Genomic DNA, 25,998 nt, shown 5'->3' with positions numbered 1-25,998 from the left:
GAGCCCTCAGATCCGGGGCAGCGCAGCCGCCGAGGGCGAGATGCCGGAGCCGTAGGCGGTTTCCCACGCCATGACGTTCGCGACGTAGGCCATGGAGTTGTTGTAGCGGAGGATGGCCCGGGTCTGCTGGCCCGGATCGCGCATGTCGAGCCCGCCCTCGCAGAGGTACTTGCCCGCGGTGAGCGTGGCGTCGTAGATGTTCTGCGGGTCGGCGATGCCGTCGCCATTGCCGTCGGCCGCGTACTTGCGCCAGGTCTCGGGCAGGAACTGCATGGGGCCCACGGCACGGCGGTAGCTGCCGGACAGACCGTCGAGGTCGCCGCCGTCGGAGGTGGCGATCACGTTGTTGCCGTACAGACTTCCGTCCAGGACCGGTCCGTAGACGTTCTGCAGCGGGTAGCCGTTGTCGTCGATCTTGCCGAAGCCGTGGGTGGATTCGACCCGGCCGATTCCGGCGAGCAGGTTCCACGGCATATTGCAGGTCGGATTCTCCACCGCCAGAACCTTTTCCGCGTTCTGGTAGGCGTCGTAGGCCACGCCCGGCATGCCGAGCGGTCCGGCGGGACGCGCCGAGGGAACCCGGCCTTCGGGCTGGGTGACGGTCTTGACTTCCGGCGGACCCACGGGCGCAACCTGTTTGGCCTCGTGCAGCAGCGGTTCGGGGGCGGCGGCGGGTAGGGCCGCCTCCGGTCTGGGTAGCTGCTCGTCGCCGTCGTTCGACAGTTGTTGCTGGACAGTCGCTGTCAGTTTGTCGGCGATGCTCCCGTCGCCCGCTCCGGTAACTGTGGCCAGACCAGCGGGCACCAGCCCGGTTAATGCGATGACCGATCCACGGCGAACTTTCAGGACCGGGGGTTTACGGTGACGACCCACTGTGTGGTGACCCTCCATTGCCATCGGTTGATACCGGGGTGATGCAGTGAGGGCCACGTTACCTTATCCGAGACCTTCCCGTTACCCCTTCGTGACCAACTCTCAGGTTTAGAAGGAATCCCTAGTCAAAACGTCGCGAAACACGAGTTCCGGAGCGGCGCTCCGAAACTCGCGAATCACACATTCGTTACGGAGCGGGCGCGGGGGCCGGAGCGGGCAGCGGGATCGTAATGCCGAACGGCAGCGTGATGCCCGGGGCCGGAGTGGTGGTGTCCGCGGTCTCCGGGGTGTTCTCCGCGGGTGCCATCGGCTCGGCTTCGGGCGTCTTGGTCGGGGTGACGATTTGCTGATCCTGCGGTTGCTGGACCGCCTGCTGGGGCTGGTCCTGCTTCGGATCCTGTTGCCCCGCCTGGGTGCTGCACCCGGCGGCCGTCTGATCCTTGACCATCGGCTTGCCGTCGGGGCCGAAGATGATCGGCTTGCCCTCGGCGGTCATGATCGGCTGACCGTCGGACCCGAGCACCTGCTCGCCGGGCTGACCGCTCTCGGGCAGCTTCTGATCCGGCTGTGCCGGAACCGCCGCCTGCTCACAGGGATTCGCGGGCTGCGCGGGGGCCGGGCAGAAAATGCCGCACGGGATCGGCGGCAGACCCGGGATGGTGATCATCACCTGGGTCGGCGTGGGCGTGGTGGTGACCGGCTGGGTCGTGGTCTCCGGCTCGGTGGTGGCCGGAATCTGGGTGGAGGCCACCGTGATGTCCGGGCCGCTGACCGGAACGTAGTTATTGCCCACCAGATCCGGCGAAATGCTCACCTGCTGCGGCGTGCCGCCGGTCTTGTAGGCATTGGCCCAGCTGAGCACATTGGCCGCGTAGGAGACCGAGTTGTTGTAGCGCAGCACGGCCCGCAGCTGCTGCTGCGGATCGGACAGGTCCATGCCGCCCGAGCACAGGTACTTGCCCGCCGCCAGCGCGGCGTCGAAGACATTGTTGGGATCCGGTGTGCCGCTGCCCTTTCCATTGGCGGCGTACACCGACCAGGTGCTGGGCAGGAACTGCATGGGCCCGATGGCGCGCACATAGCTGCCGTCGGCGGCCTTGATGATCTCGTTGCCCGGCAGTGTCCCGTCCAGGGCCGGGCCGTAGATGGGCGTGACGGTGGTGCCCGCGGCGTCGGTGCGGCCATTGTTGGCGTGATTGGACTCGATGCGGCCGATTCCGGCCAGCAGGTACCAGGGCAGGTGGCAGTTCGGGTCCGAGGACTGCAGCGCCAGTTCGGCATTGCGGTAGGCCGCCAGCACGATCTCGGGAATGCCGAGTACGCCGTTGCCGCCGGGCAGCGCGATGTCCTGCAGCGGGACGGTGCCGCCGAAGAGCGGATTGCCGTCCGCGGGCGGGGTCATTGCGCTGAGTTTGCGGGGAGCCTCCGGGGCCGCCGGAACCAGGCCCACGGTCTGATCCGAGGGCGTGTCGGCGGAGGTCGCGAGGCTCGCGTTGTGGGCCTGGGCGGCCGATAGCAACGCGTCCGGCGCGGCCTGCGGAGCCGCGGTGTGAACGGTCGTGTTGGTGGTCGAACCGGCGGTGACCAGGCCCGCGATCAAGAGCGCCGACGCTGTCACCGGTGCAGATATTCTCTTCGCCACCACACAATCCCCTCAGTCGTGCGGCCGGTGCCCGGTAGTGACACTCATACTGCGGCAGTGTCTGGGTCGGTCGCTCGGAACAACGTGATCCAGGTTACCCATGAGTCAGCTCGTTCGGTACAACTTCAGTGGTCAGTCGCCATCATTTTGTGCCAAATTTGCGACCTCGGGGGCCTTTCGATCGGTACTCTTCTTGGTTTTCTTGACCTTGACGACCTCGCCGCCGACGGCCAGTTTCTCCAATCTGACCAGGGTTTCCTTGATGTCGTCCAGTTCCCTGCGCACGTAGTCGCGCGTGGCGACCTCGCCCACGGCCAGCCGCACCGCGGCCAATTCCCGTGCCAGGAATTCCGTGTCGGCCTTCGTCTGGGCCGCCCGGGTCCGGTCCTCCTCCAGCGACACGCGGTCGCGATTGTCCTGCCGGTTCTGCGCCAGCAGGATCAGCGGCGCGGCGTAGGCGGCCTGGGTGGAGAAGGCCAGATTCAGCAGGATGAACGGGTACGGGTCCCACTGCAGGCTGACGGCGAAGACATTGAGCAGGATCCACACCGCCACGATGACGGTCTGGATCACCAGGTAGCGGCCGGTGCCCAGGAAGCGCGCGATCTGTTCGCTGGTGCGGGCCATGGCCTCGGCGTCCCAGTCCAGGCCGCGGAAGCGACTCTCGACCGGGGTCTCCAAACGCTGGCGGGCGCTGAGTTTCTCGAGCCGTTCGCTCATGCGCGGCCTCCCGTCCCCTCGACCACGGGCAAGCCGTGCACATCGTGTTGATCTTCGTCCTGCTCGCGCCAATCCTCGGGCAGCAGGTGGTCGAGCACGTCATCGACGGTGACGGCTCCCAAGAGATGATTCTCCGCGTCCACCACCGGTCCGCACACCAGGTTGTAGGTGGCGAAATATCGGGTCACCGCGGTGAGGGGCGCATCGGGCCGCAATTGCACCAGATCGGTGTCGACAATGCCGCCGACCAGGTTCGCGGGCGGCTCCCGCAAAAGTTGTTGGAAGTGCACACAACCGAGATAGCGACCGGTCGGTGTGGCGGTGGGCGGGCGCACCACGAACGCCATGGACGCCAGCGCCGGGGTCAGCTCGGGATCGCGAATGCGGGCCAGCGCCTCGGCGACCGTCGTCGAGGCGGTGAGCACCACCGCGTCCGGGGTCATCAGACCACCGGCGGTGTAGGGCGCGTGCTCGAGCAGGCGGCGCACCGGCTCGGAGTCCTCCGGATCCATCAGTGCCAGCAGCGATTCCGCCTCGCCCGCGGGCAGCTCGCCCAGCAGGTCGGCGGCGTCGTCGGGGTCCATGGCCTCGAGCAGGTCGGCGGCGCGTTCCACGCCGAGCTGTTCGAGCAGTTCGACCTGGTCGTTCTCGGGCAGCTCCTGGACCACGTCGGCGAGGCGCTCGTCGTCGAAGGCCGAGGCCACCTCGATGCGGCGCTTGCGCGGCAGTTCGCGCAGCATGTGCGCGACGTCGGCGGGCCGCATGCCCTCGAACTGCTCGAGCAGCTGGGTGACGTCCTGGCCGGGCAGGTTGAGTTCGGTCTGGGTGAGGCCGCGCACCTGCGCCCAGTCGACCACGTGCACCGCGCCGCGCCGACCGAAACCCACGCCGAGGCGGCGACGTTCGCGCACCGCGACGCGCGAGACCACCCAGTCGCGGGTGCGGCCCTGCTCGATGCCGAGGTCGACCACCACCACGTCGGCGTCGGCCAGCTGCGGCAGCTCGGGATCGGCGACCCGGACCGTGGAGTCGAGAATCTGCGCGACGGCCAGCAACTCGCCGGGGCGCTGTTCGAAGCGGCGCACGCTGATGGTCCCGGTGGTGAGGGTGATCGCGCCCGGCTCGATGGCCTGTACGCGCAGCATGGGCACGAAAATGCGCTTGCGGGTTGGCAGTTCGACCAGGATGCCCAGGACCCGGGGCTGCTGCCGGTCGTACCGTATCGAAATCACTATGTCGCGGAGGCGGCCGATAGACTCGCCGTCCGGTCCCAGTACTACCAAGCCCGCCAACCGGGCGGCGAAAACCTTCGTCGCTGCCATGTTTGATAAGGCTAGTGGGTCGAACGCGTCCGAAATGTCGCGCCACGTGAAGGAGTGACTCATGACATCAGCCGGCCGAATACTCGGGTGCGCCGATCCGTCTTGGCGGTGCCCGGCAGCAACCCGCGCATGATCGAGAAGGCCAAGGGATTGGCCGCCGACGAGGTGTTCCTGGACCTCGAGGACGCGGTCGCGCCCGCGGCCAAGGCGGCGGCGCGGGCGAATATCGTGGCGGCGTTGAACTCCGGGGGCTGGGGTGCCCAGATTCGCGTTGTGCGGGTCAACGATTGGAGCACCGAGTACACCTACGCCGATGTCATCACGGTGGTGGAGGGCGCGGGCTCCGAGCTGGACGCCATCCTGCTGCCGAAGGTGATCGACGCCGGGCAGGTGCGGGCCCTGGATCTGCTGCTGACGCAACTGGAGAAGGCCAATGGCCTGCCGGTCGGTCGGATCGGGATCGAGCCGCAGATCGAGAACGCGCTCGGGCTGCGCAATATCGACGCCATCGCCACCGCGAGCCCGCGCGTGCAGACGCTGGTGTTCGGGCCCGCCGACTTCATGGCCTCGATCAATATGCGGACGCTGGTGGTGGGCGAGCAGCCCGAGGGCTACGAGCCGGGTGACGCTTATCACCACATCTATATGACGATCTTGCTCGCGGCGCGGGCACACGGCCTGCAAGCCATCGACGGGCCGTACCTGGCGGTGCGCGACATCGACGGATTCCGCCGCAACGCATCACGTACGGCCGCACTGGGTTTCGACGGCAAATGGGTCTTGCACCCGGATCAGATCACCGCCTGCAACGAGATCTTCAGCCCACGTCAGAGCGATTACGACCGGGCCGAGGAGATTCTCGACGCGTACGCCTTCCACACCTCGGTCGACGGCGGGGCGCGCGGCGCGGTCATGCTGGGCGACGAGATGATCGACGAGGCGAGTGCGAAAATGGCGCAGGTCATAGCGGATAAGGGGCGCGCCGCCGGAATGGTGCGAACCACGCGTTTCGAGGCACCGAAGGTGGACGCGAACTAGCATGATGGAGTCATGACTAATCCCATGGGGAATGCGAACCGGGGCCGCCCGGGCCTCCCGACGCCACCGTCGGGCTGGCCGATCGGCTCCTACCCGACCTATGCGGAGGCGCAGCGGGCGGTCGACTATCTGGCCGACAACCAGTTCCCGGTGGAGGGCGTGACCATCGTCGGCGTGGACCTCATGCAGGTCGAGCGCGTGCTGTACCGGCTGACCTGGGGCAAAGTCATTGGCGGCGGCATGGTTTCGGGCGCCTGGCTGGGCCTGTTCCTGGGCCTGCTGCTGAGCATGTTCACCTCGGGCGGGGCCATCGGCCCGCTGGTGGTGGGTCTGGTCGGCGGCATCATCTTCGGACTCATCTCCGCGACCATCCCGTACGCGGCCACCCGCGGCCAGCGTGACTTCGCGTCCACCATGCAGTTGGTGGCCGGACGCTACGACGTGCTGTGCGATCCCAAGACCGCCGAACAGGCGCGGGACATGCTCGCCAGGTTGGCCATCTGAATTCATGAATGTTCTGGACAAGGTCCGAGCCGGGGTGCTCGGTCATTTCGGTGTGGAATCCGCGGACGCGGCGTCGGTGACGTTCCTGGGCCTCGAGCCCATCGACATCCTGCGCATCCCCGACGGCGAATTCGTGCATTACGCGACGCTGGGCGGCTCCCGGCACCCCATGACGGATCCGGCCGCCGCGCTGGCCGATCCGGTGCGCGGGCCGCGCGCGGAACTGGTGCTGACCCTGCGCGGCGGCGTGGGCGCGGGGTCGGGGCTCACCCGCACCTTGGGCGTGCTGGTGGCGGCTCCGTCGGTGGAAGGCGTTGTGCTGCAGGCGGATGCGCTGCTCGACCTCGGAGAACCCTTGTGGGCCAACGCACCCTTCACGGCGGTGCTGCTGGGCGACAGCGAGATTCCGGCGGTGGATCTGCCGGAACCCGCCGAGGCCGTGCGGTTTCTGACGGTCGTCCCGATCACGGCCACCGAGGCCGCCTGGGTCCGCATTCGCGGCGCGGCGGCGCTCCGCGAGGCCTGGGCCGAGGCGGGCATCGACATCCGCGACCCCGCCCGCTCCGCCGCTCAGCTCTGACGCCCCCGCCCCAGCCCCGGTGAGAGGGGGCGGGCCGAGGGGTGCTGGAGGAGAAGGATCTAGCTGAAGGGGTTGCCGTCGATTGCGCAGGTCGCCCCGGCGGCCGGAAGCGTTCCCGCGGTGAGGTATTCGCGCTTGGCTGCCTCCGCGCAGGTGCTGTGGACGTACATGCTGGTGTGGCCCGCGCCCTCCACGACAAGGAGGTGGGCGTTCGCCAATTCCGCTGCGCCCGAGGCTGCTCCGGCCAGCGGTGTCGCGGGGTCGTTGCGGCTGTTGATGATCAGGATCGGGGCCGTGGGGCGGTTCAGCGGGCCGGTGTAGGGGTGAACGGCCGACTGCGGCCAGTAGGCGCAGGACAGGGTGTCGAAGACGCCCAGGCGGCCGAATACGGGCACCCGCTGGTCCTCGCTCGTCGCGAGCGCGCTGTAGCGGCGCTCGTCGCGCGGCACCGTGCTGTCGGCGCACTGGGTGCCGTAGAAGGCCTCGGTGTAGTTGTCGTCGTAGGTGTTCGCGCCGGTGCCGCCCAGGCCTTCGGCGCTGCCGGTGCCGATCTCGGCGTCCTGACGCACCAGCGCCGCGGCCTCGGCGAGGACGTCGGTCGGCAGGTAGGGCGTCTCGCGCAGGTCGTAGAGCTGCTGGAGGGTGGCGGCGACCCGCGACCAGGCGGCCGGATTGGACAGCTCGCCCGCCGCCGCGACCACGGTGCCGTAGTCGTAGCGCTTGCCGTCCCACGAGATCGGTTCGCGCCGAACGCGTTCGAGTATCCGCTGCCACTTCTCGCGCGGATTCCCCTCGGAGAAGGCGCATCCGGGACCGGCCGCCACGCAGGCATCGAGCATGGCGTCGAAGGTGCCCGCGATGCCGGTCGCGACATCCTGGCGGGTGTCGAGGGGCAGGTCGGTGTTCACCGGCCCGAAGGCATTGCCGCGGAAGTCCATCGACCCGTCCAAGGCCATGGCGCGCACCCGGCCGGGAAACATGTTGGCGTACAACGCGCCCAGATACGTGCCGTACGACATCCCGTGATAGGTCAGCTTGTCGTCGCCGACGGCCCGGCGCAGGAGATCCAGGTCGCGGGCGGTGTTCTCGGTGGACAGGTGCGGCAGCAGGTCGGCCGCGCGCTGGGCGCAGTTGTCGGCGAGGGTCTTGGCGGCGGCGAAGAACGGCGCTTCGGTGCCGGGCGTGCCGGGCATGGCCGGATAGGTGGCGAAGAACTGCCCTTGCACGGTCGCGTCCGGAAAGCAGTGCACCGGTGCGCTGTTCGCGACGCCGCGGGTGTCCCAGGACACCAGATCGAAGCGCTCGCGCAGGGCGTCGGAGAACAGCCACGGCCAGTGCGCGCGCTGCCGCAGGCGGTCCACCCCGGAGCGGCCGGGGCCGCCGAAATTGACGAAGAGGGTGCCGATGCGGTGGGCCGGATCGGTGGCGGGGAGTTTGATCAGCGCCAGATCGATGGAACGGTCTGCGGGGTGTGCGTAATCCAGGGGTACTCGCGCTGTGGCGCAGGAGAATCCGGAATCGCAGTCGGTCCATTGCAGCGTCGGGGTCGGGACCGCCTCCGCGAGCGCGTCGACGTAGGGGTCGACGGTCGCATCCGCCGAGACGGGCACGGGCATGGCCAGGAGCAGTCCGAATATCGCTGTACACCAACCGATCCGGCGTCGAACCGGTGAGTTCCTCATCGCGAGCACTCGGAATTCATAGCAACGCGGCGGGCCGCGCGTCGAGGCGCTCAGCAACGCCCCTGGTGGGGCGGGGTGCTCACAACCAGTTGTTGCGATGGAAGTTCGCGTACAGCAGCGCGCACAGACCCACCATGAGCACGATCACGACCGGATAGCCGTAGGTCCACGAAAGTTCCGGCATGTGCTCGAAATTCATGCCGTAGACGCCCGCGATCATGGTCGGCACCGCGGCCATGGCGGCGTAGGCGGAGATCTTGCGCATATCGGTGTTCTGCTGCACGCTCACCTTCGCCAGCGCGGCATTGATGAGGGCCGAGAGGGATTCGTTGAAGTCGAGGATCTGCTCGGTCACCGCCGTGTGGTGATCGGTGACGTCGCGCAGGTAGCGCCGAATCTCCTTGGGCAGTGGCAAAGTCGTGTCGTGGGTGAGGACCTGCAGCGGCAGTTGCAGCGGCTTCACCGCCCGGCGCAGTTCCACCACTTCGCGTTTGAGCTGATAGATGGCTTCGATCCGGAGCTTGGTGGTCGGGGTGAAGACCGCCTCCTCCATGGCGTCCACGTCCTCCTCGATGGCGGCGGTCACGCTCACGTACGAGTCGACCACCCGGTCGGCGACCGCGTGCAGGACCGCGCCGGGCCCGAGTGCCAGCTGCTGCGGGTCGGACTCCAGATCCTTTCGGACACCGGCCAATTCGGTGTGGTCGCCGTGCCGCACGGTAATGGCGAAGTCCGGTCCGACGAAGACCATGATCTCGCCGGTGTCCACGATCTCGGCGACGGAGTTGAGTTCGTGCTCGTGATACCGCACGGTGCGCAGGACCAGGAACAGGATGTCGTCGTAGCGCTCGAGCTTGGGGCGCTGGTGCGCCTTCACCGCGTCTTCGACGGCGAGCGAATGCAATCCGAAGGTCTGCGCCACATCCGACATCAGCTCGACGCCGGGTTCGAGCAGGCCGAGCCAGACGAAGCCTTCCTTGCGTTCGCGAACCTCCGCCAGCGCGTTCTTGTACGTGCACTGCTCCCACAGCCGCCGCCCGTCGACATACACCCCGCAATCGACGATCCGGCCCTGCCGCGCGGGCTTCGACGCGTCCGGTGCCGGACCGGACCGCCCGGGCCAGTGGAGGGAGGACAGCGGCGAATTCGAGGACACATCAGCGATGCTAATCGTCCCGACACCCGGTGATCGTCCACGGCGCAGGCAATATAGGGGGCGTGCGTATCGATCTCCACACCCATTCCACCGCGTCCGACGGCACGGACACCCCGGCCGAACTGATCGCGAAGGCCGCCGCCGCGGGCCTCGACGTGGTGGCCCTCACCGACCACGACACCACCTCCGGCTGGGCGGAGGCGGTGGCCGCGCTGCCGCCGGGGCTGACACTGGTGCGGGGCATGGAGATGTCCTGTGTGGGTTTGGGGGAGGACGGGTACCCGGTGCCGGTGCACCTGCTGGCCTACCTGTTCGATCCCGAGGACGAGTCGTTCGCCCAGGAGCGTGAGCGGCTGCGCGCCGAGCGCGTGGTGCGGCTGCGGTCCATGGCCGAGCAGATGGCCGCCGACGGGCTGCCCATCGATCCGGACGAGGTGATGGCCTCGGTCGGTCTGTCCGCGGGTCGCCCGCATCTCGCGCGGGCGCTGGTGCGGGCGGGCGTGGTGCCGACGGTCGACGCGGCCTTCCAGGATCTGCTCGCCCCGCACGGCCGCTACTACGTCGAGAAGGCCGACACGCCGCTGCGGCGCGCGGTGGAAATGGTGGCCTCGGCGGGCGGGGTGAGCGTGGTGGCGCACGCCCGGGCCCGTAAGCGTGGCCGCCTGCTGGCCCTCGACGATATTCGCGCGCTGGCCGAGATCGGGCTGGGCGGTTTGGAACTCGACCACCCCGACCACAACGCCGCCGATCGCGCGATTCTGGCCGACCTGGCCGCCGAGCTGGGTTTGCTGACCACCGGCTCCTCGGACTACCACGGCACGAACAAGACCATTCAGCTCGGTGAATTCACCACCGACCCAACGCAATTCGAGGAAATCGTGGGCAAAGCAACGGGGGTTCCGGTGATCACGGCATGACCGGTCGGTTGGGCGCGGCATGAGGGTGATCCGGGGTCTGAGCGGAATCGTCGCGGGGGGCACCGCGGTACTGGCGGCCACGGTCGTCGGGGCCGCCATCATGGGTGCTCGGCGTGGGTTTCCGGGCCCCGGATGGCTGGATGTGACATGGCATGTGGGCGCGGCGGTAGCGGTTGTTACGGCCCAGATATATGCGGATAGGCGTCACGGTTTGACCGCATTTTTCGGATGCCTGGTCGTTTTCGCGGTAGCCGGATATCTGCTCTGGGCACAGTGGTGGAATTGAAATACGCATAACGGTTGCGGGCAGTTGAACTGTCGTCGAACATTTGTCGATATGACCGAATTCGACGCCGATGTGCTGGTGCTGGGAGGTGGTCCGGCCGGGGCCTGGGCCGCCCTTGCCGCGGCCGCCGCGGGCGCGCGGGTCGTGGTCGTCGACAAGGCCCGCTGCGGGACCAGCGGTCCGACCGCGCGCGGCGGGGTCACCCTGTGGAATCTGCCCGCGGGCGAGGCGCGCGAGGAGGCCGTGCGGCAGACCCTCGCGCACGGCGGCGGGCTCGGGGATCCGGAGTGGATGTATCGGGTGCTGGAGGAGACCCACCGGCGGGTCGGTCAGCTGGTGCGGGGCGGATTCCGATTCCAGGGCGAACACGCCGAGCGCCCGGCGCGGGTCTACCTCGACGGGGCCAAATACCTCGGTCGATTGCGACGCAGCATGGTGGTCGCCGGGGTGCGGATTCTCGACCACCATCCGGCCCTGCAACTGCTCGCCGACGGCGACGGCGTCGTCTCCGGCGCGTCGGGTGTGGCGGTGCAGGGCGAGGTCCACGGCTGGACCGTGAAGGCCCGCGCGGTGGTGCTGGCCACCGGCGGCTGCGCCTTCCTCTCCGGCGGCGCGGGCACCGATGTGGACACCGGTGACGGCCTGCTCATGGGCGCGGAGGCCGGGGCCGAACTGTCGGGCATGGAGTTCTCCAACGCGTATTCGCTGGCCCCCGTGGCGGATTCGCCGCAGTGGGGCGACCGTCCGGTGTCGGCCGTCTTCGCCTCCGACCAGGTCATGCACTTCGCCACCCTCTACGACGAGTCGCGGGCGGTGCTGTGGGGGCGGGGATGCGGTTCGCGGGCACAGGCTTTCGCGGCCATCGCCGACGGCCGCCGGGTCTACGCCGCCCTGGACGAACTGCCCGAATCGGTGCGGGTCGAACTGCAGCGGCTCGGGCCCAACCCCTCGGGCCGGGTGCCGCTCTCGGCGGTGCTGCAGGGCACCGTGCGCGGCACGGGCGGCCTGCGGCTGGCCGGACCCGATTGCGCCACCACGGTTCCCGGGCTTTACGGCGCGGGCGATGTCACCACCCGCGAGCCGATCACCGGGGCGGTCAGCGGTTTCGGCGGCCAGAACGGCGCGTGGGCCATCTCCTCGGGCGTGTGGGCGGGCGCGGGCGCGGCCGGTTTCGCGGCGGCCCGCCGCAAGATCGGCAAGGCGCGTCCGGTGCCCGGCGCGGGGCTGGGCGACAAGGCGCGGCTGGATCCGCGCGCGGTGGTCGGGCTGGTGCAGGAGCACACGCTGCCGCTGCGGCGCAGCTACTGGCGCAGTGACGGCAGTCTGCGCGACAGCATCGCCGAACTGGACGGGATCTGGCCCGGGGCCGAATTGGCGCTCGGCGGAAAGGGACCCGCACGCGTGCGCGCCCGCCAGGCCGCGGCGCTGCTGGCGGTGGCCCGCTGGACCAAGTACTCGGCGCTGGCCCGCACCGAGACCCGCGGCATGCATCGCCGTACCGACCACCCCGGCGCGGGAAGTGACTGGCGGGTACGTTTGATCTCGGGCGGACTCGAAAGCGTCTGGGTCCGACCGGACCTCACACCCGCCTCCGCCCGCCCGGCTTGACAGCTCACCGCGCCCGGTGCGACCGGGTTGTGACAGTTCTCCCGGTTCTCTTCCCCACCAGGGAGTTTTCGTTCATCTCGGTGTGATTCGGGTGGCCTACGCTGCAACGATGTGGAGGCGACGCGACGGACCCGGGGGCGATTTGGCAGGCCGTCGCAGCGACTGGCAGAATGATCCGATCCTGGCCGTCGCCACCGCCCGGCCCGGGACACTCGGTGATCACGCACCCCGACTCGTGGGTCCGCACGGGATCACCCCGCTGTATCGGACACACCCCTCCGGTTCTCGCTCGACGATCTGCGCTGTCGCCATGCCTTCTCCGCAATGTCGTAATACTTTGTGTGCGTTGCCACGATGAGGTGGCGAGACGGCTGCGGCAAAAGATATATGAGCACCGAAACCATAAATTCCGCTATTACCGAACGGTAACCGTCAAACGGTTGAGTCCGAACCGATCAGGAGTGAAATCGTGTCACCCGTGACTGAAGCAGTGAATGCCACCAAGGCTCCGGCGTCCAATGGCGCGAACCTGTCCGACATCACCAACGAAGAAATTTTCGCCGGGCACCTTGGCGGCAAGCTCTCGGTCGAACTCACCGCTCCGCTGGAGACCCAGCGCGACCTGTCCATCGCCTACACCCCGGGCGTGGCGAAGGTCTGCCTCGGCATCGCCGAGGACGAGTCCCTCGCCAAGACCTACACCTGGGCCGAGCGCCTGGTCGTGGTCGTGTCCGACGGCACCGCGGTGCTGGGCCTGGGCGATATCGGCGCGCGCGCCTCGCTGCCCGTGATGGAGGGCAAGGCGGCACTGTTCAAGAAGTTCGCCGGGCTGGACTCCATTCCGATCGTGCTGGACACCAAGGACCCCGACGAGATCGTCGAGACCCTGATCCGGCTGCGTCCGAGCTTCGGCGCGGTCAACCTGGAGGACATCTCCGCGCCGCGCTGCTTCGAGATCGAGAAGCGGGTCGTCGAGGCGCTGGACTGCCCGGTCATGCACGACGATCAGCACGGCACCGCCATCGTGGTGCTCGCCGCCCTCAAGGGCGCGGCCGCGGTGACCGGCCGTGACATGTCCGGCCTGAAGGTCGTGGTGTCGGGTGCGGGCGCGGCCGGTGTCGCGTGCACCGACATCCTGCTGGCCGCAGGCGTTTCCGACATTGTCGTGCTCGACTCCAAGGGCATCGTGAGCCGGGACCGCGGCGACCTGAACGAGTACAAGACCGCGCTGGCCGCCCGCACCAACCCGCGCGGCGTGACCGGTGGCGCGGCCGAGGCGCTGGCGGGCGCGGACGTGTTCCTGGGGCTGTCGGCGGGCACCATCGCCGAGGAGCTCATCGCGTCCATGGCTCCCGGGTCCTTCGTGTTCGCCATGTCGAACCCGAACCCGGAGATCCACCCGGAGGTGGCGGCCAAGTACGCCGCCATCGTGGCCACCGGCCGCAGCGACTTCCCGAACCAGATCAACAATGTGCTGGCCTTCCCGGGCGTCTTCAAGGGCGCGCTGGACGCCGGTGCGCGTCGGATCACCGAGGGCATGAAGGTGGCCGCCGCCGAGGCGATCTTCAATGTGGTGGCGGGTGAGCTGTCCGCGGACAAGATCATCCCCAGCCCGCTGGACCCGCGGGTGGCTCCGGCCGTCGCCGAGGCCGTGGGCAATGCGGCGCGCGCCGAGGGCGTCGCGTAGTAGCTCGCTCGCTGAGCCAGGCCTGCCTCACGAATGGGCGCTTCATCGAAAGATGAAGCGCCCATTCGCTTTTTCTCTCACGCTATCGCAGGGGCCTTTTTCGGCTCCGGTGTGGCGGGATTCTCCGACCAGCCGGGCGGGCCGAAGACATATCCGACGCGGCCGCGCCAGGTCCGCGCGGAACGCACATCTCGGACCAGATCCAGCAACTCCGTGTAATTGACCTTGATCGGATTGTCGGTGTCGATGTCCTTGGTCAGTCCGTAGCGAATCGGCTCGGTCTCGGCGGCGAAGCTGCCGAACAGCCGATCCCAGATGATCAGGACGCCACCGTAATTCGTATCCAGGTACGGCTGGTTCGAGCCGTGATGCACGCGGTGGTGTGCCGGGGTGTTGAACAGGAATTCGATCGGCCGCCACAGGGTCTGCACCCGCTGGGTGTGGATGGGGAACTGGTAGAGCAAACCGATCGACTGCAGCACGAAGATCATCCATGCCGGGAAGCCGAGCAGCGCCGCGGGCACCCAGCACAGGCCGCGCAGGATATTGGCGACCGGATGCGCCCAGGGCAGCCGGATGGCGGTCGAGAAATTGAAGAACCGGCTGGAGTGGTGGACGCTGTGCGAGGTCCACAGCAGGCGAATGCGGTGGTCGGCGCGATGCGCCCAGTAGTAGCAGAAATCGGTGACGATCAGGCCCAGCACCCACACCCACCAGTGCCGCGGCGAGAGGTGCAGCGGGGTGAAGTGCGCCGCCAGCACCACGCCGGAGAACGGGATCACCTGCGCCAGGAGCGGTTTGGCGATGCGGCCGAGCACGAAGGTGGCGATATTGGAGGTGGTGTCGCGCCGATCGATGCCATTGGCCGGGCGGTCCGGGTCGCGGCGGTTGTCGATCCACTCGATCACCATCAGGAGCGCGAACGCTGGCAGGGCGTAGATGAACAGGTCGGACATGGTTTCGACGCTAGTTCCGGGCGCGGGCCGAATCGTCGCGCCGACGGGGGATTCCGCGTCCCCCACACGGGGGACGGGGGTGCCGCGCGGTAGCGTGCGGCCATGGATGTGACCAGGTCGCTGGCTCGGCAGTCGCTGCTGGTGGCCGCCGTGGCGGCGGTGCTGGACGGGGCGCAGATGATCATGTGCGGGGCCTTCGGGTTGGCTCCGGTGCTCGCCACGGTGCTGACGGTGGCGACGGTGGCCGCGGACCTGGCCCTGGCCGCACCCGCGTCGACGGCGGCGGCCGTGGTGGTGGCGCAGGTGGCGGTGAAGGTGTCGGTGGCCTGGTTCGCCCACCATTACGGGATCACCGCACGGGTTTTCGACGTCGGGTACCTGGTGGCCGGGTATCAGGCGGGGGCATGGCTGAGCGGGGCGGTGTCGGTTTTCACGGTCGTGCTGCTGGCCGGGGGTGCGGTGACGGTCAATCTGGCGGCGGCGCTCGCGGGCACGAACAAGCCGGTTCGGCTGGTGGTCTTCACCCTCGGGGCGGGCGTGGTGCCGTGGCTGGTGGGTCGGTACACGGCGGCGCGCGGGGCCTATATCGCGGAGTTGGAACAGCGGGAACGGCTGCGGCAGCAGGAACATCGGGCGGCCTTGGATCGGGCACTGGCCGATGAGCGCGAGGCCATCGCGCGGGACCTGCACGATGTGATCTCACATCACGTGAGCGCCATCGGGATTCACGCCGGAGTGGCGCGAATGGCGTTGTCGCGCACCGACACCGAGACGGCGGTGCGTTCGGTGACGGCGGTGGAGTCGAGCAGCCGCGCAGCCATGGTGGACCTGCGGCGGCAACTGGATCTCCTGCACGGGCGCGACGAGGCGGGCGAGCGGCAGCCCGGACTGATTGACATCGAGGACCTGGTACAGCGCGTCCGAGACGCCGGATTGACTGTGCACGTGACGGTTTCAGGTGAACCTCCAGTGCTGCCGGAGTCACTGGACGTCATGCTCTACCGTGTCGTCCAGGAACTGCTGACCAACGCGCTGCGGCACGGCCGCGCCCCAGCGGAACTGGAGATCAGCTACCGCCCGGGCCGAGTCGAGATCCACGAAACCAATCCCATCGCCGCGACCGACTCGGGCGAGGACGCACACCGCGGTCCGGGCGGGGACACGCGTCGGGGTTCGGGCCAGGACGCGCGTCGGAGTTCTGGCGAGGACGCGCGGCAGGGCGTGGGCAAGGATGCGCGGCGGGGTTCGGGCGAGGATGTGCACCGCGGCCTGGAGGGCATCCGCCGCCGCGTCGAATTGTTCGACGGCACCGTGGAATACGGTGCGACCGGACCCCGCTGGGCCATCCGGATTTCCGTACCGATCGGAGCCGCATGACCATCACCATCCTCATCGCCGACGACCACACCGTCTTCCGCTCCGGCCTACGCGCGGTGGTCGACTCCCACCCCGACCTCGAATGCGTGGCCGAGGTCGGCGACGGCCGCGCCGCCATAGAAGCGGCCGCCCGCACCCACCCGGATGTGGCCATCCTCGACGTCCGCATGCCCAAGCTAGACGGCCTAGCCGCCACGGAAGCCATCGTGGCCGCAGGCGGCACCCGAGTCCTGGTCCTCACCACCTACGACAGCGAAGCCAACCTCCACCGCGCCCTCTCGGCCGGAGCCAGCGGCTTCCTCCTGAAAAGCCTCCCCCCGGAAGAACTAGTCGCCGCCATCCGGGTCGCGGTCCGCGGTGACGCCGTCATCGATCCCTCGATGACCCGAAGGCTCGCACCGCGTTTCGCGATCGGTATAGCACCGCCCGTGGAGCCGCCCGAGCTGTCCCACTTGACCGCCCGCGAGCGGGAGGTGTTGCTGCTCCTGGCCGACGCCCGCAGCAATAGCGAGATCGCCACCGACCTGGGCGTAGGCGAGGAGACGATCAAGACCCACGTCTCGCGAATTCTCGCCAAACTCGGTGTGCGCGACCGAATTCACGCCGTTGTCTACGCCCACCAGCACGGCCTCGTCCAGCCCCGAGCCGCGCGATCGGAAGGAGGCCCTGTCAAGCCCCCGGCGTGAGGACGGTGCGGTCGAAGGGCCCGTTGTGTTTCGCGGCGTGCGCGACCGCGTCGTTGGCCTGGTCGAGGCCGAAGCGGGTGAGGCGATCACGGCTGAGGTCGAGGGCACCGGATGCGACGAGGCGGATCATGCCCACATTCGCCGTGCGGGGAAACATCCACTGTCCGCGGATGGTCACCGAGTTGCGCATGATCCAGGGGTAGGGCAGGGCCAGGTCCGCGCCGCCGAGCGTGCCGACGCCGCCCATCAGCACGACCCGCCCGTACTCGCGCACGGTCATGGCCGCCGCGCGGGTGGCGGAGGCGGGCGCTTCGGGCGGCAGCAGATCGAGGACGAGATCGATCGGGCCCTCGGCGGCCGCGCCCATGGCGGCGCGGTCGGTCTCCTCGTCGCCGCCGAGTCGAACCGGGCGCACCCGCGACCCGAAACCATCGGCAAGCAGGTCGAGGACGGCGCGGTTGCGCCCCGGAACTACCACCTGCCCCGCGCCCATGGCGAGTGCGACGGCCACCGCGCTGCTGCCGAAATTGCCAGTCGCGCCGCTGACCAGCACCGTCTCGCCCGCCTCGAGCCCACCGGCCAGCAGGCCGCCGTAGGGAACGGAGTACACGGTCATGCTCGACCACCGGGCGGGGTCGGCGGCCGCCCGTGCGGGCAGTGGATAGACGTTCTCGGTGGGGACACGCATGAGTTCGGCGAAGGGTCCGTCATGCAGGTACCGGGCCAGTCGTGCCCCGCCCGCACCGCGAGAACTCCACCCCTGCAAGGTTATATCCGGCGTCAGGGCGTCGTCGCGGGATCGCACGGTCGCATCGCACCAGACCAGATCCCCGACGCGCAGCCTGGTCGCATCCGGACCGATCCGCACGATTCTCCCGATGCCACCGACACCGGGCACCACCGGTGGTTCTAGTGGATAACGCCGTGCGCCACTGAAGATCTCGGCGGCGTACGGCAGCACACAGGCGGCCAACACCTCGACCAGCACCTCGCCGGTGCCGGTTTCCGGGTCTGGCACGTCCTGAATTTCGAGCGGTGAACCGAACGCGGTCAATGTCGCTGCGCGCATGGGAAAGCCTTTCCGTTCGTCTCCCCCCACGCTAGGCGCGGTTTACGCCCATCGGAACGGGCCGGTCACCGCGCTTTGACCTAGTACATTCCGCGACCGGATTCGGCATCCAAAGCCGAAGGTGCTCATACGACGCCGAAATGGCCTCGAACCGCGCGCTCGAATCGGCGGCGAATACTTCTATGTCACCGACTCCCTAGGCCCTCGCCTCAAAGCCACCGCCTACCAGCGCAAACGGGCTCCCCGCCCCCGATCCCGGATTGTGCGGCTCCTGCTCGGCTGACCCAACCCTGGGCACCGGGCATCCGGGAATCCACGAGCATGCAATTGGGCAGGGGTCTTCTCGGCGTTTGCCTGCTGGATTGCATGCTCGTGGGGTTGCGACCGTGCGGGCTAGCGGTGCTTGACCCAGATCATTCCGCGGCCGGATTCGGCGGGGGCGCGTTTCTTGCGGGGGGATATGCGAGCGAGGTGGTAGCCGAGGCGCTGGGCGACTGCGGCGCTGCGTATATTGGCTGCGTCACAGTGTATTTCGACCCTTTCGACACCTGGCAGGGCCAAGGCGGCCTCGGTTAGCGCGCCCGCGCAGCGAGTTACCACCCCTCGGCCGGTGTGCGCGGCGTGGCACCAGTAGCCGATCTCGACCGCTGGGGGGCCGAGCCGGTCGTGCAAGCCGACTGCGCCGAGAACGGTTCCGTCGCTATCGAACATGCCGTAGTTGAAGCTGCCGCTCGCGCTGGGCCAACTCTCCGCGACGGACTCTCCGAACGCCCGCTGCTGCTCCAGTGTGATCGGCTCACCAGCCCACTCCATCCAGGGCCGAAGATACTCATACGACGCCGAAAGAGCCGCGAACCGCGCCGCCAAATCTTCCCGCTCCCACCTGCGAATCACCAATTCCCCCAAATCGATTCGCTCCGGCGGTCCAGTTCCCGGGCCCAACGCGGCCAACCCGTCACCCTCCATGTCCCGATAGTGGCGACCACTTACCGCCCCAGCAACCCATTAAAGGGACAGCTGATTGCCCGCTCGCCGACGGCTCGCGGCCAGCCTCAGCCCGAATCCGACCATGACAGCGCCGCTCAGAGTGGATTCGCCCCCCCCGCGACGTGCGCCGAAGTCCACGAGCATGCACCTGGGCACTGTTGCGGGTTAGTTGATTGTGCCCATGCCGGGGATGTAGATCTCGGCGGCTTCGACGAAGGCGGAACCGGTCAGTTCGGCCAGGGCCAGGGCCTCGTCCAGTTTGCGGAGGGCCTTGCTGACGTATGGGCGGTCGTCCCATTGGTCGCCCACTGCGGTGAGATCATCGAGGTTGCGGGACAGCCAGGTTCGCAAGGGGTGGATGTTCGAGGGTGCGGCGTAGCCGCCGATCGCGTAGTTGGAGGGGATGGTCCAGTTGGACGGCCAATCCAGCGAAGGGAATTCGGTCGGGAGGGATCCGAACAGCGCGGAATTGTCCGACAGTGGCGGATTGCCCTCGGTCGCGGCTTGCTCGGCCAGTTCGGTGGGCCATACCCGGCCGCGCTCGATCCAGCCGGGCAGAAGGGCGGCGAGGAATTCGATCAGTACGAAGTGGGCATTGCCGGTCAGCGCGCTCGCGGCGGAGATCTCGTCGCCATCGCCATTGCGGATGGTGGTGCGTCCGGCGCGGATCGCCGACGCTGCCTCCCGCAGCAGGTCGAGCTTCCAGCGAAAACCCTTGGCCAGCAGGTGATCATCGGGCAGGGTGCCGTTCATGTCGGGCTCGACGTACTTGGCCAGCGTCGGATCGAGCAGCGCGATCTGGCCGCGGGCCAGATCGTCGACCTCGTCGAGGTGCGAATCGCAATAGCGGACAACGGTTTCGGCGACGGTTGCCGGATCCTCGGCGGTGACGAAGAAGGGCCGCCCCCAAATGAAGAGGCCGCTGTCGAAACCCTCACGTCCATACGCCTTCATGGTGCCCAGCCCCCAAGCATTCGCCCGAAACCGAACCTTCGCCTGCCGTACCGCGTCGGCGATCAGATCATCCAGATCATCGTCACCACCGCGGGCGGCCAGAAACGGAACGACCCGCTCCTCGACCAGGCGCATGTTCACCGGATGAAAGCTGATGTCATAACCCATTGTGATCCCCCGTAAGTGCTGTGTACCAAAGACTGTAGCGGCCAGGTCCGACATCTCCGCGACCTGAGAAGTGCCGAGTGGGACATACCGGAGGCGAATTCGGGTAGATCCCCATCCATGATGTGCCACTCGGTGATCGGCAGACCGGCAGGTTATGGCTGGTGGCGATATGCGTAGGGGGCCGGTCGGATCGACCGGCCCCCTACGCGGGCGGCGTTACTTCTGCTTGCCGCAGGACTTGTGGTAGTCGATGACCGCTTGGTGGGCGGCCTTCAAGTCTTGGGCTTCCTGGGGGTTGGACTGGCGCCAGGATTTCAGTTCGGCGCGGCGTTGGTCTTTGGGGAGGGACTTGACCTTCGCGAGTTCGGCGGCGACGTCGGGGTGGGCGGCGAGGTAGGCGGCTACCTTGGGGGCGGAGTCGGCGCGGGCCGCGGCGGCGGCCGCGGGGCCGCAGGTGGGGGTGTCGGCGGAGGCGGTGGTGGGGATCGCGAGGGCGATTGTGGCGGCTCCGGCGGCGGCGACCAGCGTCGCGGCGAGGGGGCGTTTCATGCTCACTCCATCTTCGGGGGGTTGGTTCCCCACCGAATTTGCCCGTGGTGGCTGAAGTTGCCCTGAATCCGGTCGCCATCTTCAGCCGATCTTCAGACACGGACCAGCAAATCCCGGCTCCGCTCAGTTCGGTGCGATGGGGAGGGTGAGGGCGAAGACGGCGCCTGACCGGCCGGGTGGGGGTGCGACGCAGGTCAGGTCGCCGCCGTGGGCGCGGGCCAGGCCGCGGGCAATGGCGAGGCCGAGGCCGGAGCCGTCGGGGCGGTGGTCGCGGGCCTGATCGAGGCGGACCAGGCGGTCGAAGATGCGCTCGCGGTCCTCGGGAGGAATGCCCGGACCGGTGTCCGAGACCGTGAGTTCGACACTGCTCGAGCCGGATTCGGTGCGGAGGGCGACGGTGATGGTGCCGTGGTCCTTCATTGCCTGGCAGGCATTGGTGAACAGGTTGGTGAGGATTTGAGTGATGCGCTCCGGGTCGGCCGAGACCGTCACCGGGTCGCCGGTGAGGTGGAAGTCGATGTGCGGGTGCAGTATTCGCATGCGGTCGAGGTGGGTGGCGGTGAGGGTGCGCAGGTCGACGGGCTCGCGGCGGAGGTGGAGACCGGCGTCGATGCGGGCCAGGTCGAGGAGGTCGTCCACCAGGCGGCCCGCGCGCTGGGTTTCGCGGACCAGGAGCAGGAGCATGCGTTGGCGGTCTTCGGGATTGGTGTCGGCGGGCTGGTGGAAGACGGCCTCGGCGAGGGAACGGACCCCGGTGATGGGGGTGCGCAGTTCGTGGGCGGCGTCGCCGACGAAGACGCGGATCTGCTGCTCGGAGGCGCGGGCGCGGGCCTCGGCGGCCGCGGTGTCGCGCAGCGCGCCCTCGAGGGCATCCAGCATTTCATCGAAAGCGGCTGCGGTGCGGCCCAATTCGGTGTCGGTGCGAGAAGGATTGAGGCGGCGGCCGAGATGGCCGTGGGCGATATCGCGGGCCAGGCGGGTCATGGTGTCCAGCGGGGCGAGAGCTCGCCGCACGAGAAACCAGAGACCGACCACGATCACCGCGATCGCACCCGCGGTGGCCAGCACGAGCAGCAAGGCCAGCCGCGATTGCACGCGAGCCAGCAGCGGCGTGTCGATCTGCATGGTCAGCCGCGAATCGTTGATCGCCCCAGGCCCACTGAGCCGCAGAAACCGCGTCTTGGTGGTGCTGTCCTCCGCGAGCCGATGATCGAGACTCCCGAACGTCCGCCCATCCGCCAACACCAGCCGCGCTCGCACCGAATGCGTATCCACCCGCGCCACCAAATCCTCCGGCGAAACCCCTTCCTGCGCCAACTGTTTCGCCAACTGCACCCGATCCGTCAACACGGTGTTCTCGCTGTGATTCACCACCAGCCCGAACAACCCATGCACCAGAAACGCGACCAACACCAGCACAACCCCGGAAACCAGTGCGGCCGTGAGAGTCACACGCCCCCGCAGTGAGACTGTCTTCATCGTGGCGCCCGGAGGGTGTAGCCGAGGCCGCGGACGGTGTGGACTACGCGGGCGCCGTGCTCTTCGAGTTTGCGGCGGAGGGCGCTTACGTGGACCTCGACGAGGTTGGGGTCGTAGTCCTCGTATCCCCAGACGGCGGTGAGGATTTGGGTTTTGGTGAGTACTCGGTCGCGTTGGGCGGCCAGGTAGGCGAGGAGTTTGAATTCGGTGGCGGTGAGGGTGAGTTCGTGGCCTGCGCGCCGGGCGGTGGCGGCGTCCACGTCCACTTCGAGGTCGCCGATCACTATGCGGCTCTGTAGTTTTCCCATGCGCCGCAGCAGGGCTTCGACTCTCGCCACGAGTTCGGTGAGGTCGAAGGGTTTGACCACGTAGTCGTCGGATCCGGCGCGGAGGCCGCGCACCCGGTCCTCGACTCCGTCGCGGGCGGTGAGCATGACGACACCCGCCGCCGAGCGCGCCCGCACCGATTCCAGCAGGGCGAAGCCGTCGCGGCCGGGCAGCATCACGTCCAGGACCACCACGTCGGGCCGGAACTGGGCCAGGTCCTGTTCAAGTAATCCGCCGTCCGCGCGCCCGAGCACCTCGTGCCCGGCGGCGGACAGTCCGGCTCCCACCGCGGCCCGAATGGCCTCGGCGTCTTCGATCACGAGAATGCGTCCCGGTTGCACCCGGCAATCATGCGGGCCCGGGCTGTGAATTCGCTGCGAACCGGGACGCTTACCGGCTCAGTCGGGACGCCCAAGAGCTCAGTGCGGGACGCCCAAGAGTTCAGTGCGGGACCGCGATGGCGGTAATGAACTCCGCGAGCTGCTTGTCGCTGAGGTTCTTGGCCAGGTCGGACTCGCAGATCATGCCGACCAGCCGATTGCCCTTGCGCATATCCAGCACCGGCATGCGCTTGATCTGGTTCTGCTCCATGACGTCGAGGACCGTATTCATCTCGGTGTCCACATCCACCGACCAGACCCGCCCCTGCGCGAGGTCCCCGGCGCGGACCCGGCTGGGATCGTGTCCCATGGCCACGCAGTGCACGACGATGTCGCGATCGGTGAGCATGCCGATCAATTCCTCGCCATTGCAGATGGGCAGCGCGCCGACATCCATGTTCCGCATGAGCTGAGCGGCGCGGTCGAGGGTCTCATCGGCGGGGATACATTCCGCACTCCGGTGCATGATGTCGCGAGCCTTCACAGCATCGACCTCCTGTCTCGGGTGGATGTGCCACCAGACATCGTGACCCCGGTCACAGTCGAAGGTCAATGCGGGTGGTTCGAACCCGCTCGCGACGGGGACTCACGCCCGGCCGACCACCCGGCGCAACCGCCCGGTCCCCGGCACGCTCAGCCACACCACGAACGCCAGCAGACCGTCCAGGAACAAGGCCAGCGCGGCCACCAGAATCGCGCCCACCAGCACCTTGTCGTAGCGGTAGAGGCTGATCCCGTCGAAGATGTAGCGGCCCAACCCACCGAGATTCACGTAGGCGGCAATGGTCGCGGTCGCCACCACCTGCAGCGTGGCCGCGCGCAGCCCGCTCAATAGCACGGGCAGCGAATTGGGCAGTTCGACCTGGAACAGCACCCGCGGTTCGCTCATCCCCATGGCCCGCGAGGAATCCACCACCAGCGGATCCACATTGGCGATTCCGGCGTAGGCACCGGCCAGCAGCGGGGGAATGCCGACGGTCAACAACGCCAGCAGCGGCGGTGTCAGGCCCAGCCCGAGCAGCAGCACCACGAAGGTCAGCACGCCCAGCGTCGGCAGCGCGCGCATGGAGTTGGCGAACCCGACAATGAGCGCCGACCCGCGTCGGGTATGCCCGATGAGCAGCCCGATCGGCACCGCGATGAGCGCCGAGAGCCCCACGGCCAGTGCGCTGTAGTACAGATGCTCGAGCAGCCGCCGCCCGATGCCGGTGGGCCCGGACCAGTTCGCGCCGTCGGTGAGGAAATGCCAGGCGTCGAGGAAAAGGTTCATGCCGCACGACCTTTCAGCCACGGCGTCGCGAATCTGCCCAGCAGGAACAACACTCGGTCCACGATCAGCGCCAGCGCCAACACCACGATGATGCCCGCCACGATCTCGTCGGGATAGTCCCGCTGATAGCCCTGCGTGAACAGCTTGCCCAGCCCGCCGACGCCGATCAGCGCGCCCACGGTCACCATCGAGATATTGGTGACGGCCACGACGCGCAGATTGGCGATGAAAACCGGTAGGGCGAGCGGAAAGTCGACGGTGAGCACGCGCCGCAGCCGGGTGTAGCCGATGGCGTCGGCCGCGTCCAGGGTGTCGGCGGGCACCGAGTCCAGTGCCGTCGGCACCGCCGTCACCAGCAGCGCCACCGAGTAAATGGTCAGGGCGATAACGACATTCAGCGGATCGATGACGCCGATGTTCAGCAGCGGCGGCAGAATCACGAACAGCGCCAGCGACGGAATCGTGTAGGCGATGCTGGCCGCCGTGGTGGTGACCCGCCGCAACCACCGCGCCCGATGCGCCAGTGCCCCTATGGGAATCGCGATGGCCAATCCCAGCAGCAGTGGCACCAGCGCCAGATACAGGTGCGTGCGCGCGTATCCGGCGATCTCGTCGAAGTTGTCGAGGAGGTACCTCACCTCGACTCCTCGAAGAAGACCCGATTGCGTTCGGCGTCCTCGGCCTCGCGCTGGCGATGCAGCTGTTCGAGCACGTCGCGGGCGTAGAGCGCGCCCCGCACCGCCCCCGAATCATCGATGGCCACACCGATTTCCGACGGCGAGGAGATCACGGCGTCGAGTGCCTGCCGCAGATCACCGCCGGGCGGGAAGAGCGAGCCGCCCGCGGCCACGCTGTCGGCGAGCGGGTGCCCGGCGCGCACGCCCTCCACGCCGGTGGTGTCGATCCAGCCCAACGGCTTCTTGGCCTCGTTGATGACCAGCCGCCATTCGCCCTTCTCCAGCCGGGTGCCGTGCACCTGATCCGGCGTGATCGTCGAAAGCTCGTGCAGGGGAACGGCATCGGCGGGCCGGAAGGACAGTTCGCGGTAGCCGCGGTCGCGTCCCACGAATCCGGCCACGAAATCGGTTGCGGGCTGGGCGAGTACGGTCTGCGGTACATCGTGCTGCTGCAGGAAGCCGCCCGGCCCGAAGACGGCGATATGGTCGCCGAGCTTGATGGCCTCGTCGATATCGTGGGTCACGAAGACGATGGTCTTGCGCAATTCGGCCTGCAGCCGCAGCATCTCGGTCTGCAGTTCGGTGCGCACCACCGGGTCCACCGCGCTGAACGGCTCGTCCATGAGCAGAATCGGCGGATCCGCCGCCAGCGCCCGGGCCACACCCACGCGCTGCTGCTGACCGCCCGAGAGCTGCGAGGGATACCGCCCCGCCAGCCCGCGATCCAGCCCGACGCGATCCATGACCTCCAGCGCCGCCTTGCGGGCCGCGCGGCGGGACTGCCCCCGCAGCACCGGCACGGTGGCCACATTGTCGACCACGGTGCGGTGCGGCAGCAGTCCCGCGTTCTGGATCACGTAGCCGATGCCGAGCCGCAGCTTGACCGGGTCGATGCGCGAAATATCCTGCCCGCCAACGGTGATCCTGCCCGCGGTCGGGCTGATCATGCGATTGATCATGCGCATGGAGGTGGTCTTGCCGCAGCCCGACGGGCCGACGAACACGGTGAACGACCCGGATTCGATGCGCAGGTCGAGGTGGTGGACGGCGGTGGTGCCGTCCGGATACGTCTTGCTGACGCCGCTGAATTCGATGTCGGACACC

At 68.2% G+C, this 25,998-nt stretch carries 25 protein-coding genes; 8 read left to right on the top strand and 17 right to left on the bottom strand.

Annotation, left to right across the window (positions count from 1 at the left end):
• Positions 1-6 precede the first annotated feature (6 nt).
• The 4 genes from VMT40_RS18930 to VMT40_RS18915 all read right to left on the bottom strand — a co-directional run bounded on the left by VMT40_RS18930 (position 7) and on the right by VMT40_RS18915 (position 4,557).
• Positions 7-873 (bottom strand): lytic transglycosylase domain-containing protein, encoded by an 867-nt coding sequence (locus tag VMT40_RS18930; RefSeq protein ID WP_442790010.1) that lies wholly within the window; start codon positions 871-873, stop codon positions 7-9.
• Between the two features lie 187 nt (positions 874-1,060).
• Complete coding sequence (locus tag VMT40_RS18925; protein ID WP_326359661.1) at positions 1,061-2,491, bottom strand: lytic transglycosylase domain-containing protein; 1,431 nt, start codon at positions 2,489-2,491, stop codon at positions 1,061-1,063.
• A gap of 156 nt (positions 2,492-2,647) precedes the next feature.
• The gene (locus VMT40_RS18920; RefSeq protein WP_326359659.1) at positions 2,648-3,235 is read right to left on the bottom strand and encodes a DUF1003 domain-containing protein; all 588 of its coding nucleotides are present in this window, start codon (positions 3,233-3,235) and stop codon (positions 2,648-2,650) included.
• Complete coding sequence (locus tag VMT40_RS18915) at positions 3,232-4,557, bottom strand: magnesium transporter MgtE N-terminal domain-containing protein (protein ID WP_326359657.1); 1,326 nt, start codon at positions 4,555-4,557, stop codon at positions 3,232-3,234. Before VMT40_RS18915 ends, VMT40_RS18920 begins: the two co-directional genes overlap by 4 nt.
• Positions 4,558-4,644: 87 nt before the next feature.
• Here VMT40_RS18915 and VMT40_RS18910 point away from each other — a divergent pair, with 87 nt between their 5' ends.
• Genes VMT40_RS18910 through VMT40_RS18900 form a run of 3 tightly spaced genes read left to right on the top strand, consistent with a single transcriptional unit; the run spans position 4,645 to position 6,679 of the window.
• Positions 4,645-5,595 carry an HpcH/HpaI aldolase/citrate lyase family protein gene (locus VMT40_RS18910; protein WP_326359656.1) on the top strand — a complete coding sequence of 317 codons (951 nt, stop codon included), beginning with the start codon at positions 4,645-4,647 and terminating at the stop codon, positions 5,593-5,595.
• A 12-nt stretch (positions 5,596-5,607) separates the two neighbouring features.
• Positions 5,608-6,099, top strand: coding sequence for a general stress protein (locus VMT40_RS18905; RefSeq protein WP_326306512.1), 492 nt, complete (start codon positions 5,608-5,610; stop codon positions 6,097-6,099).
• 4 nt (positions 6,100-6,103) lie between these two features.
• Complete coding sequence (locus VMT40_RS18900; protein WP_326359655.1) at positions 6,104-6,679, top strand: suppressor of fused domain protein; 576 nt, start codon at positions 6,104-6,106, stop codon at positions 6,677-6,679.
• A 59-nt stretch (positions 6,680-6,738) separates the two neighbouring features.
• Here the strand turns inward: VMT40_RS18900 and VMT40_RS18895 are convergent, their stop codons facing one another.
• Together VMT40_RS18895 and corA are read right to left on the bottom strand one after the other, a co-directional pair.
• The gene (locus tag VMT40_RS18895; protein WP_326359654.1) at positions 6,739-8,295 is read right to left on the bottom strand and encodes an alpha/beta hydrolase; all 1,557 of its coding nucleotides are present in this window, start codon (positions 8,293-8,295) and stop codon (positions 6,739-6,741) included.
• A 145-nt stretch (positions 8,296-8,440) separates the two neighbouring features.
• Entirely contained in the window at positions 8,441-9,517 is a 1,077-nt protein-coding gene (corA, locus tag VMT40_RS18890) for a magnesium/cobalt transporter CorA (protein ID WP_442790009.1), read from the bottom strand.
• A gap of 62 nt (positions 9,518-9,579) precedes the next feature.
• On the opposite strand from corA, the gene VMT40_RS18885 reads away from it, so the two are divergent.
• From VMT40_RS18885 to VMT40_RS18875, 3 genes are all read left to right on the top strand, one after another.
• Positions 9,580-10,434, top strand: coding sequence for a PHP domain-containing protein (locus VMT40_RS18885; protein ID WP_326359653.1), 855 nt, complete (start codon positions 9,580-9,582; stop codon positions 10,432-10,434).
• A 337-nt stretch (positions 10,435-10,771) separates the two neighbouring features.
• Complete coding sequence (locus VMT40_RS18880) at positions 10,772-12,328, top strand: FAD-binding protein (protein WP_326359652.1); 1,557 nt, start codon at positions 10,772-10,774, stop codon at positions 12,326-12,328.
• Positions 12,329-12,806: 478 nt separating this feature from the next.
• The gene (locus VMT40_RS18875; RefSeq protein WP_326359651.1) at positions 12,807-14,015 is read left to right on the top strand and encodes an NAD(P)-dependent malic enzyme; all 1,209 of its coding nucleotides are present in this window, start codon (positions 12,807-12,809) and stop codon (positions 14,013-14,015) included.
• Between the two features lie 77 nt (positions 14,016-14,092).
• Here VMT40_RS18875 and VMT40_RS18870 read toward each other — a convergent pair whose 3' ends face one another.
• Positions 14,093-14,971 carry a sterol desaturase family protein gene (locus VMT40_RS18870; RefSeq protein WP_326359649.1) on the bottom strand — a complete coding sequence of 293 codons (879 nt, stop codon included), beginning with the start codon at positions 14,969-14,971 and terminating at the stop codon, positions 14,093-14,095.
• A gap of 102 nt (positions 14,972-15,073) precedes the next feature.
• On the opposite strand from VMT40_RS18870, the gene VMT40_RS18865 reads away from it, so the two are divergent.
• A complete protein-coding gene (locus VMT40_RS18865) occupies positions 15,074-16,348 on the top strand; it encodes a sensor histidine kinase (protein ID WP_326359647.1) in 1,275 nt (424 codons plus the stop codon).
• Entirely contained in the window at positions 16,345-17,034 is a 690-nt protein-coding gene (locus tag VMT40_RS18860) for a response regulator transcription factor (RefSeq protein WP_326359646.1), read from the top strand. The genes VMT40_RS18865 and VMT40_RS18860 overlap by 4 nt, the downstream gene beginning before the upstream one ends.
• On the opposite strand, the gene VMT40_RS18855 is transcribed toward VMT40_RS18860, so the two are convergent.
• The 10 genes from VMT40_RS18855 to VMT40_RS18810 all read right to left on the bottom strand — a co-directional run bounded on the left by VMT40_RS18855 (position 17,018) and on the right by VMT40_RS18810 (position 25,997).
• Positions 17,018-18,103 (bottom strand): zinc-binding alcohol dehydrogenase family protein, encoded by a 1,086-nt coding sequence (locus VMT40_RS18855; RefSeq protein ID WP_326359645.1) that lies wholly within the window; start codon positions 18,101-18,103, stop codon positions 17,018-17,020. The two genes, VMT40_RS18860 and VMT40_RS18855, sit on opposite strands and share 17 nt — an antisense overlap.
• A gap of 393 nt (positions 18,104-18,496) precedes the next feature.
• Entirely contained in the window at positions 18,497-19,069 is a 573-nt protein-coding gene (locus VMT40_RS18850; RefSeq protein WP_326359643.1) for a GNAT family N-acetyltransferase, read from the bottom strand.
• Positions 19,070-19,255: 186 nt separating this feature from the next.
• Complete coding sequence (locus VMT40_RS18845) at positions 19,256-20,212, bottom strand: hypothetical protein (protein ID WP_326359642.1); 957 nt, start codon at positions 20,210-20,212, stop codon at positions 19,256-19,258.
• Positions 20,213-20,428: 216 nt separating this feature from the next.
• Positions 20,429-20,761, bottom strand: a complete 333-nt coding sequence (locus VMT40_RS18840) for a hemophore-related protein (protein WP_326359640.1) — start codon at positions 20,759-20,761, stop codon at positions 20,429-20,431.
• Between the two features lie 123 nt (positions 20,762-20,884).
• Entirely contained in the window at positions 20,885-22,240 is a 1,356-nt protein-coding gene (locus tag VMT40_RS18835) for a sensor histidine kinase (RefSeq protein WP_326359639.1), read from the bottom strand.
• Positions 22,237-22,908: a response regulator transcription factor gene (locus VMT40_RS18830; protein ID WP_326359637.1), complete on the bottom strand. Its 672-nt coding sequence runs from the start codon at positions 22,906-22,908 to the stop codon at positions 22,237-22,239. Before VMT40_RS18830 ends, VMT40_RS18835 begins: the two co-directional genes overlap by 4 nt.
• A 100-nt stretch (positions 22,909-23,008) precedes the next feature.
• Positions 23,009-23,431: a CBS domain-containing protein gene (locus VMT40_RS18825; RefSeq protein WP_326359636.1), complete on the bottom strand. Its 423-nt coding sequence runs from the start codon at positions 23,429-23,431 to the stop codon at positions 23,009-23,011.
• A 102-nt stretch (positions 23,432-23,533) separates the two neighbouring features.
• Entirely contained in the window at positions 23,534-24,217 is a 684-nt protein-coding gene (locus VMT40_RS18820; protein WP_326359634.1) for an ABC transporter permease, read from the bottom strand.
• Positions 24,214-24,855 carry an ABC transporter permease gene (locus tag VMT40_RS18815; protein ID WP_326359633.1) on the bottom strand — a complete coding sequence of 214 codons (642 nt, stop codon included), beginning with the start codon at positions 24,853-24,855 and terminating at the stop codon, positions 24,214-24,216. Before VMT40_RS18815 ends, VMT40_RS18820 begins: the two co-directional genes overlap by 4 nt.
• The gene (locus VMT40_RS18810; RefSeq protein WP_326359632.1) at positions 24,852-25,997 is read right to left on the bottom strand and encodes an ABC transporter ATP-binding protein; all 1,146 of its coding nucleotides are present in this window, start codon (positions 25,995-25,997) and stop codon (positions 24,852-24,854) included. The genes VMT40_RS18815 and VMT40_RS18810 overlap by 4 nt, the downstream gene beginning before the upstream one ends.
• Position 25,998 lies beyond the last annotated feature (1 nt).

It is taken from the genome of Nocardia sp. CDC160 (genome assembly GCF_035818795.1).
Classification (GTDB): domain Bacteria; phylum Actinomycetota; class Actinomycetes; order Mycobacteriales; family Mycobacteriaceae; genus Nocardia.
Note: the sequence above shows the minus strand (reverse complement) of the source record. Positions and strands in the feature narration are given on the sequence as shown.

Excerpts from the sequence above, each read along its gene's own strand:
- VMT40_RS18920 (WP_326359659.1), bottom strand. The coding sequence starts at position 3,235 with ATGAGCGAACGGCTCGAGAAACTCAGCGCCCGCCAGCGTTTGGAGACC.
- VMT40_RS18915 (WP_326359657.1), bottom strand. The coding sequence starts at position 4,557 with ATGGCAGCGACGAAGGTTTTCGCCGCCCGGTTGGCGGGCTTGGTAGTA.
- VMT40_RS18905 (WP_326306512.1), top strand. The coding sequence starts at position 5,608 with ATGACTAATCCCATGGGGAATGCGAACCGGGGCCGCCCGGGCCTCCCG.
- VMT40_RS18900 (WP_326359655.1), top strand. The coding sequence starts at position 6,104 with ATGAATGTTCTGGACAAGGTCCGAGCCGGGGTGCTCGGTCATTTCGGT.
- VMT40_RS18895 (WP_326359654.1), bottom strand. The coding sequence starts at position 8,295 with ATGCCCGTGCCCGTCTCGGCGGATGCGACCGTCGACCCCTACGTCGAC.
- VMT40_RS18880 (WP_326359652.1), top strand. The coding sequence starts at position 10,772 with ATGACCGAATTCGACGCCGATGTGCTGGTGCTGGGAGGTGGTCCGGCC.
- VMT40_RS18870 (WP_326359649.1), bottom strand. The coding sequence starts at position 14,971 with ATGTCCGACCTGTTCATCTACGCCCTGCCAGCGTTCGCGCTCCTGATG.
- VMT40_RS18865 (WP_326359647.1), top strand. The coding sequence starts at position 15,074 with ATGGATGTGACCAGGTCGCTGGCTCGGCAGTCGCTGCTGGTGGCCGCC.
- VMT40_RS18860 (WP_326359646.1), top strand. The coding sequence starts at position 16,345 with ATGACCATCACCATCCTCATCGCCGACGACCACACCGTCTTCCGCTCC.
- VMT40_RS18855 (WP_326359645.1), bottom strand. The coding sequence starts at position 18,103 with ATGCGCGCAGCGACATTGACCGCGTTCGGTTCACCGCTCGAAATTCAG.
- VMT40_RS18850 (WP_326359643.1), bottom strand. The coding sequence starts at position 19,069 with ATGGAGGGTGACGGGTTGGCCGCGTTGGGCCCGGGAACTGGACCGCCG.
- VMT40_RS18845 (WP_326359642.1), bottom strand. The coding sequence starts at position 20,212 with ATGGGTTATGACATCAGCTTTCATCCGGTGAACATGCGCCTGGTCGAG.
- VMT40_RS18840 (WP_326359640.1), bottom strand. The coding sequence starts at position 20,761 with ATGAAACGCCCCCTCGCCGCGACGCTGGTCGCCGCCGCCGGAGCCGCC.
- VMT40_RS18835 (WP_326359639.1), bottom strand. The coding sequence starts at position 22,240 with ATGAAGACAGTCTCACTGCGGGGGCGTGTGACTCTCACGGCCGCACTG.
- VMT40_RS18820 (WP_326359634.1), bottom strand. The coding sequence starts at position 24,217 with ATGAACCTTTTCCTCGACGCCTGGCATTTCCTCACCGACGGCGCGAAC.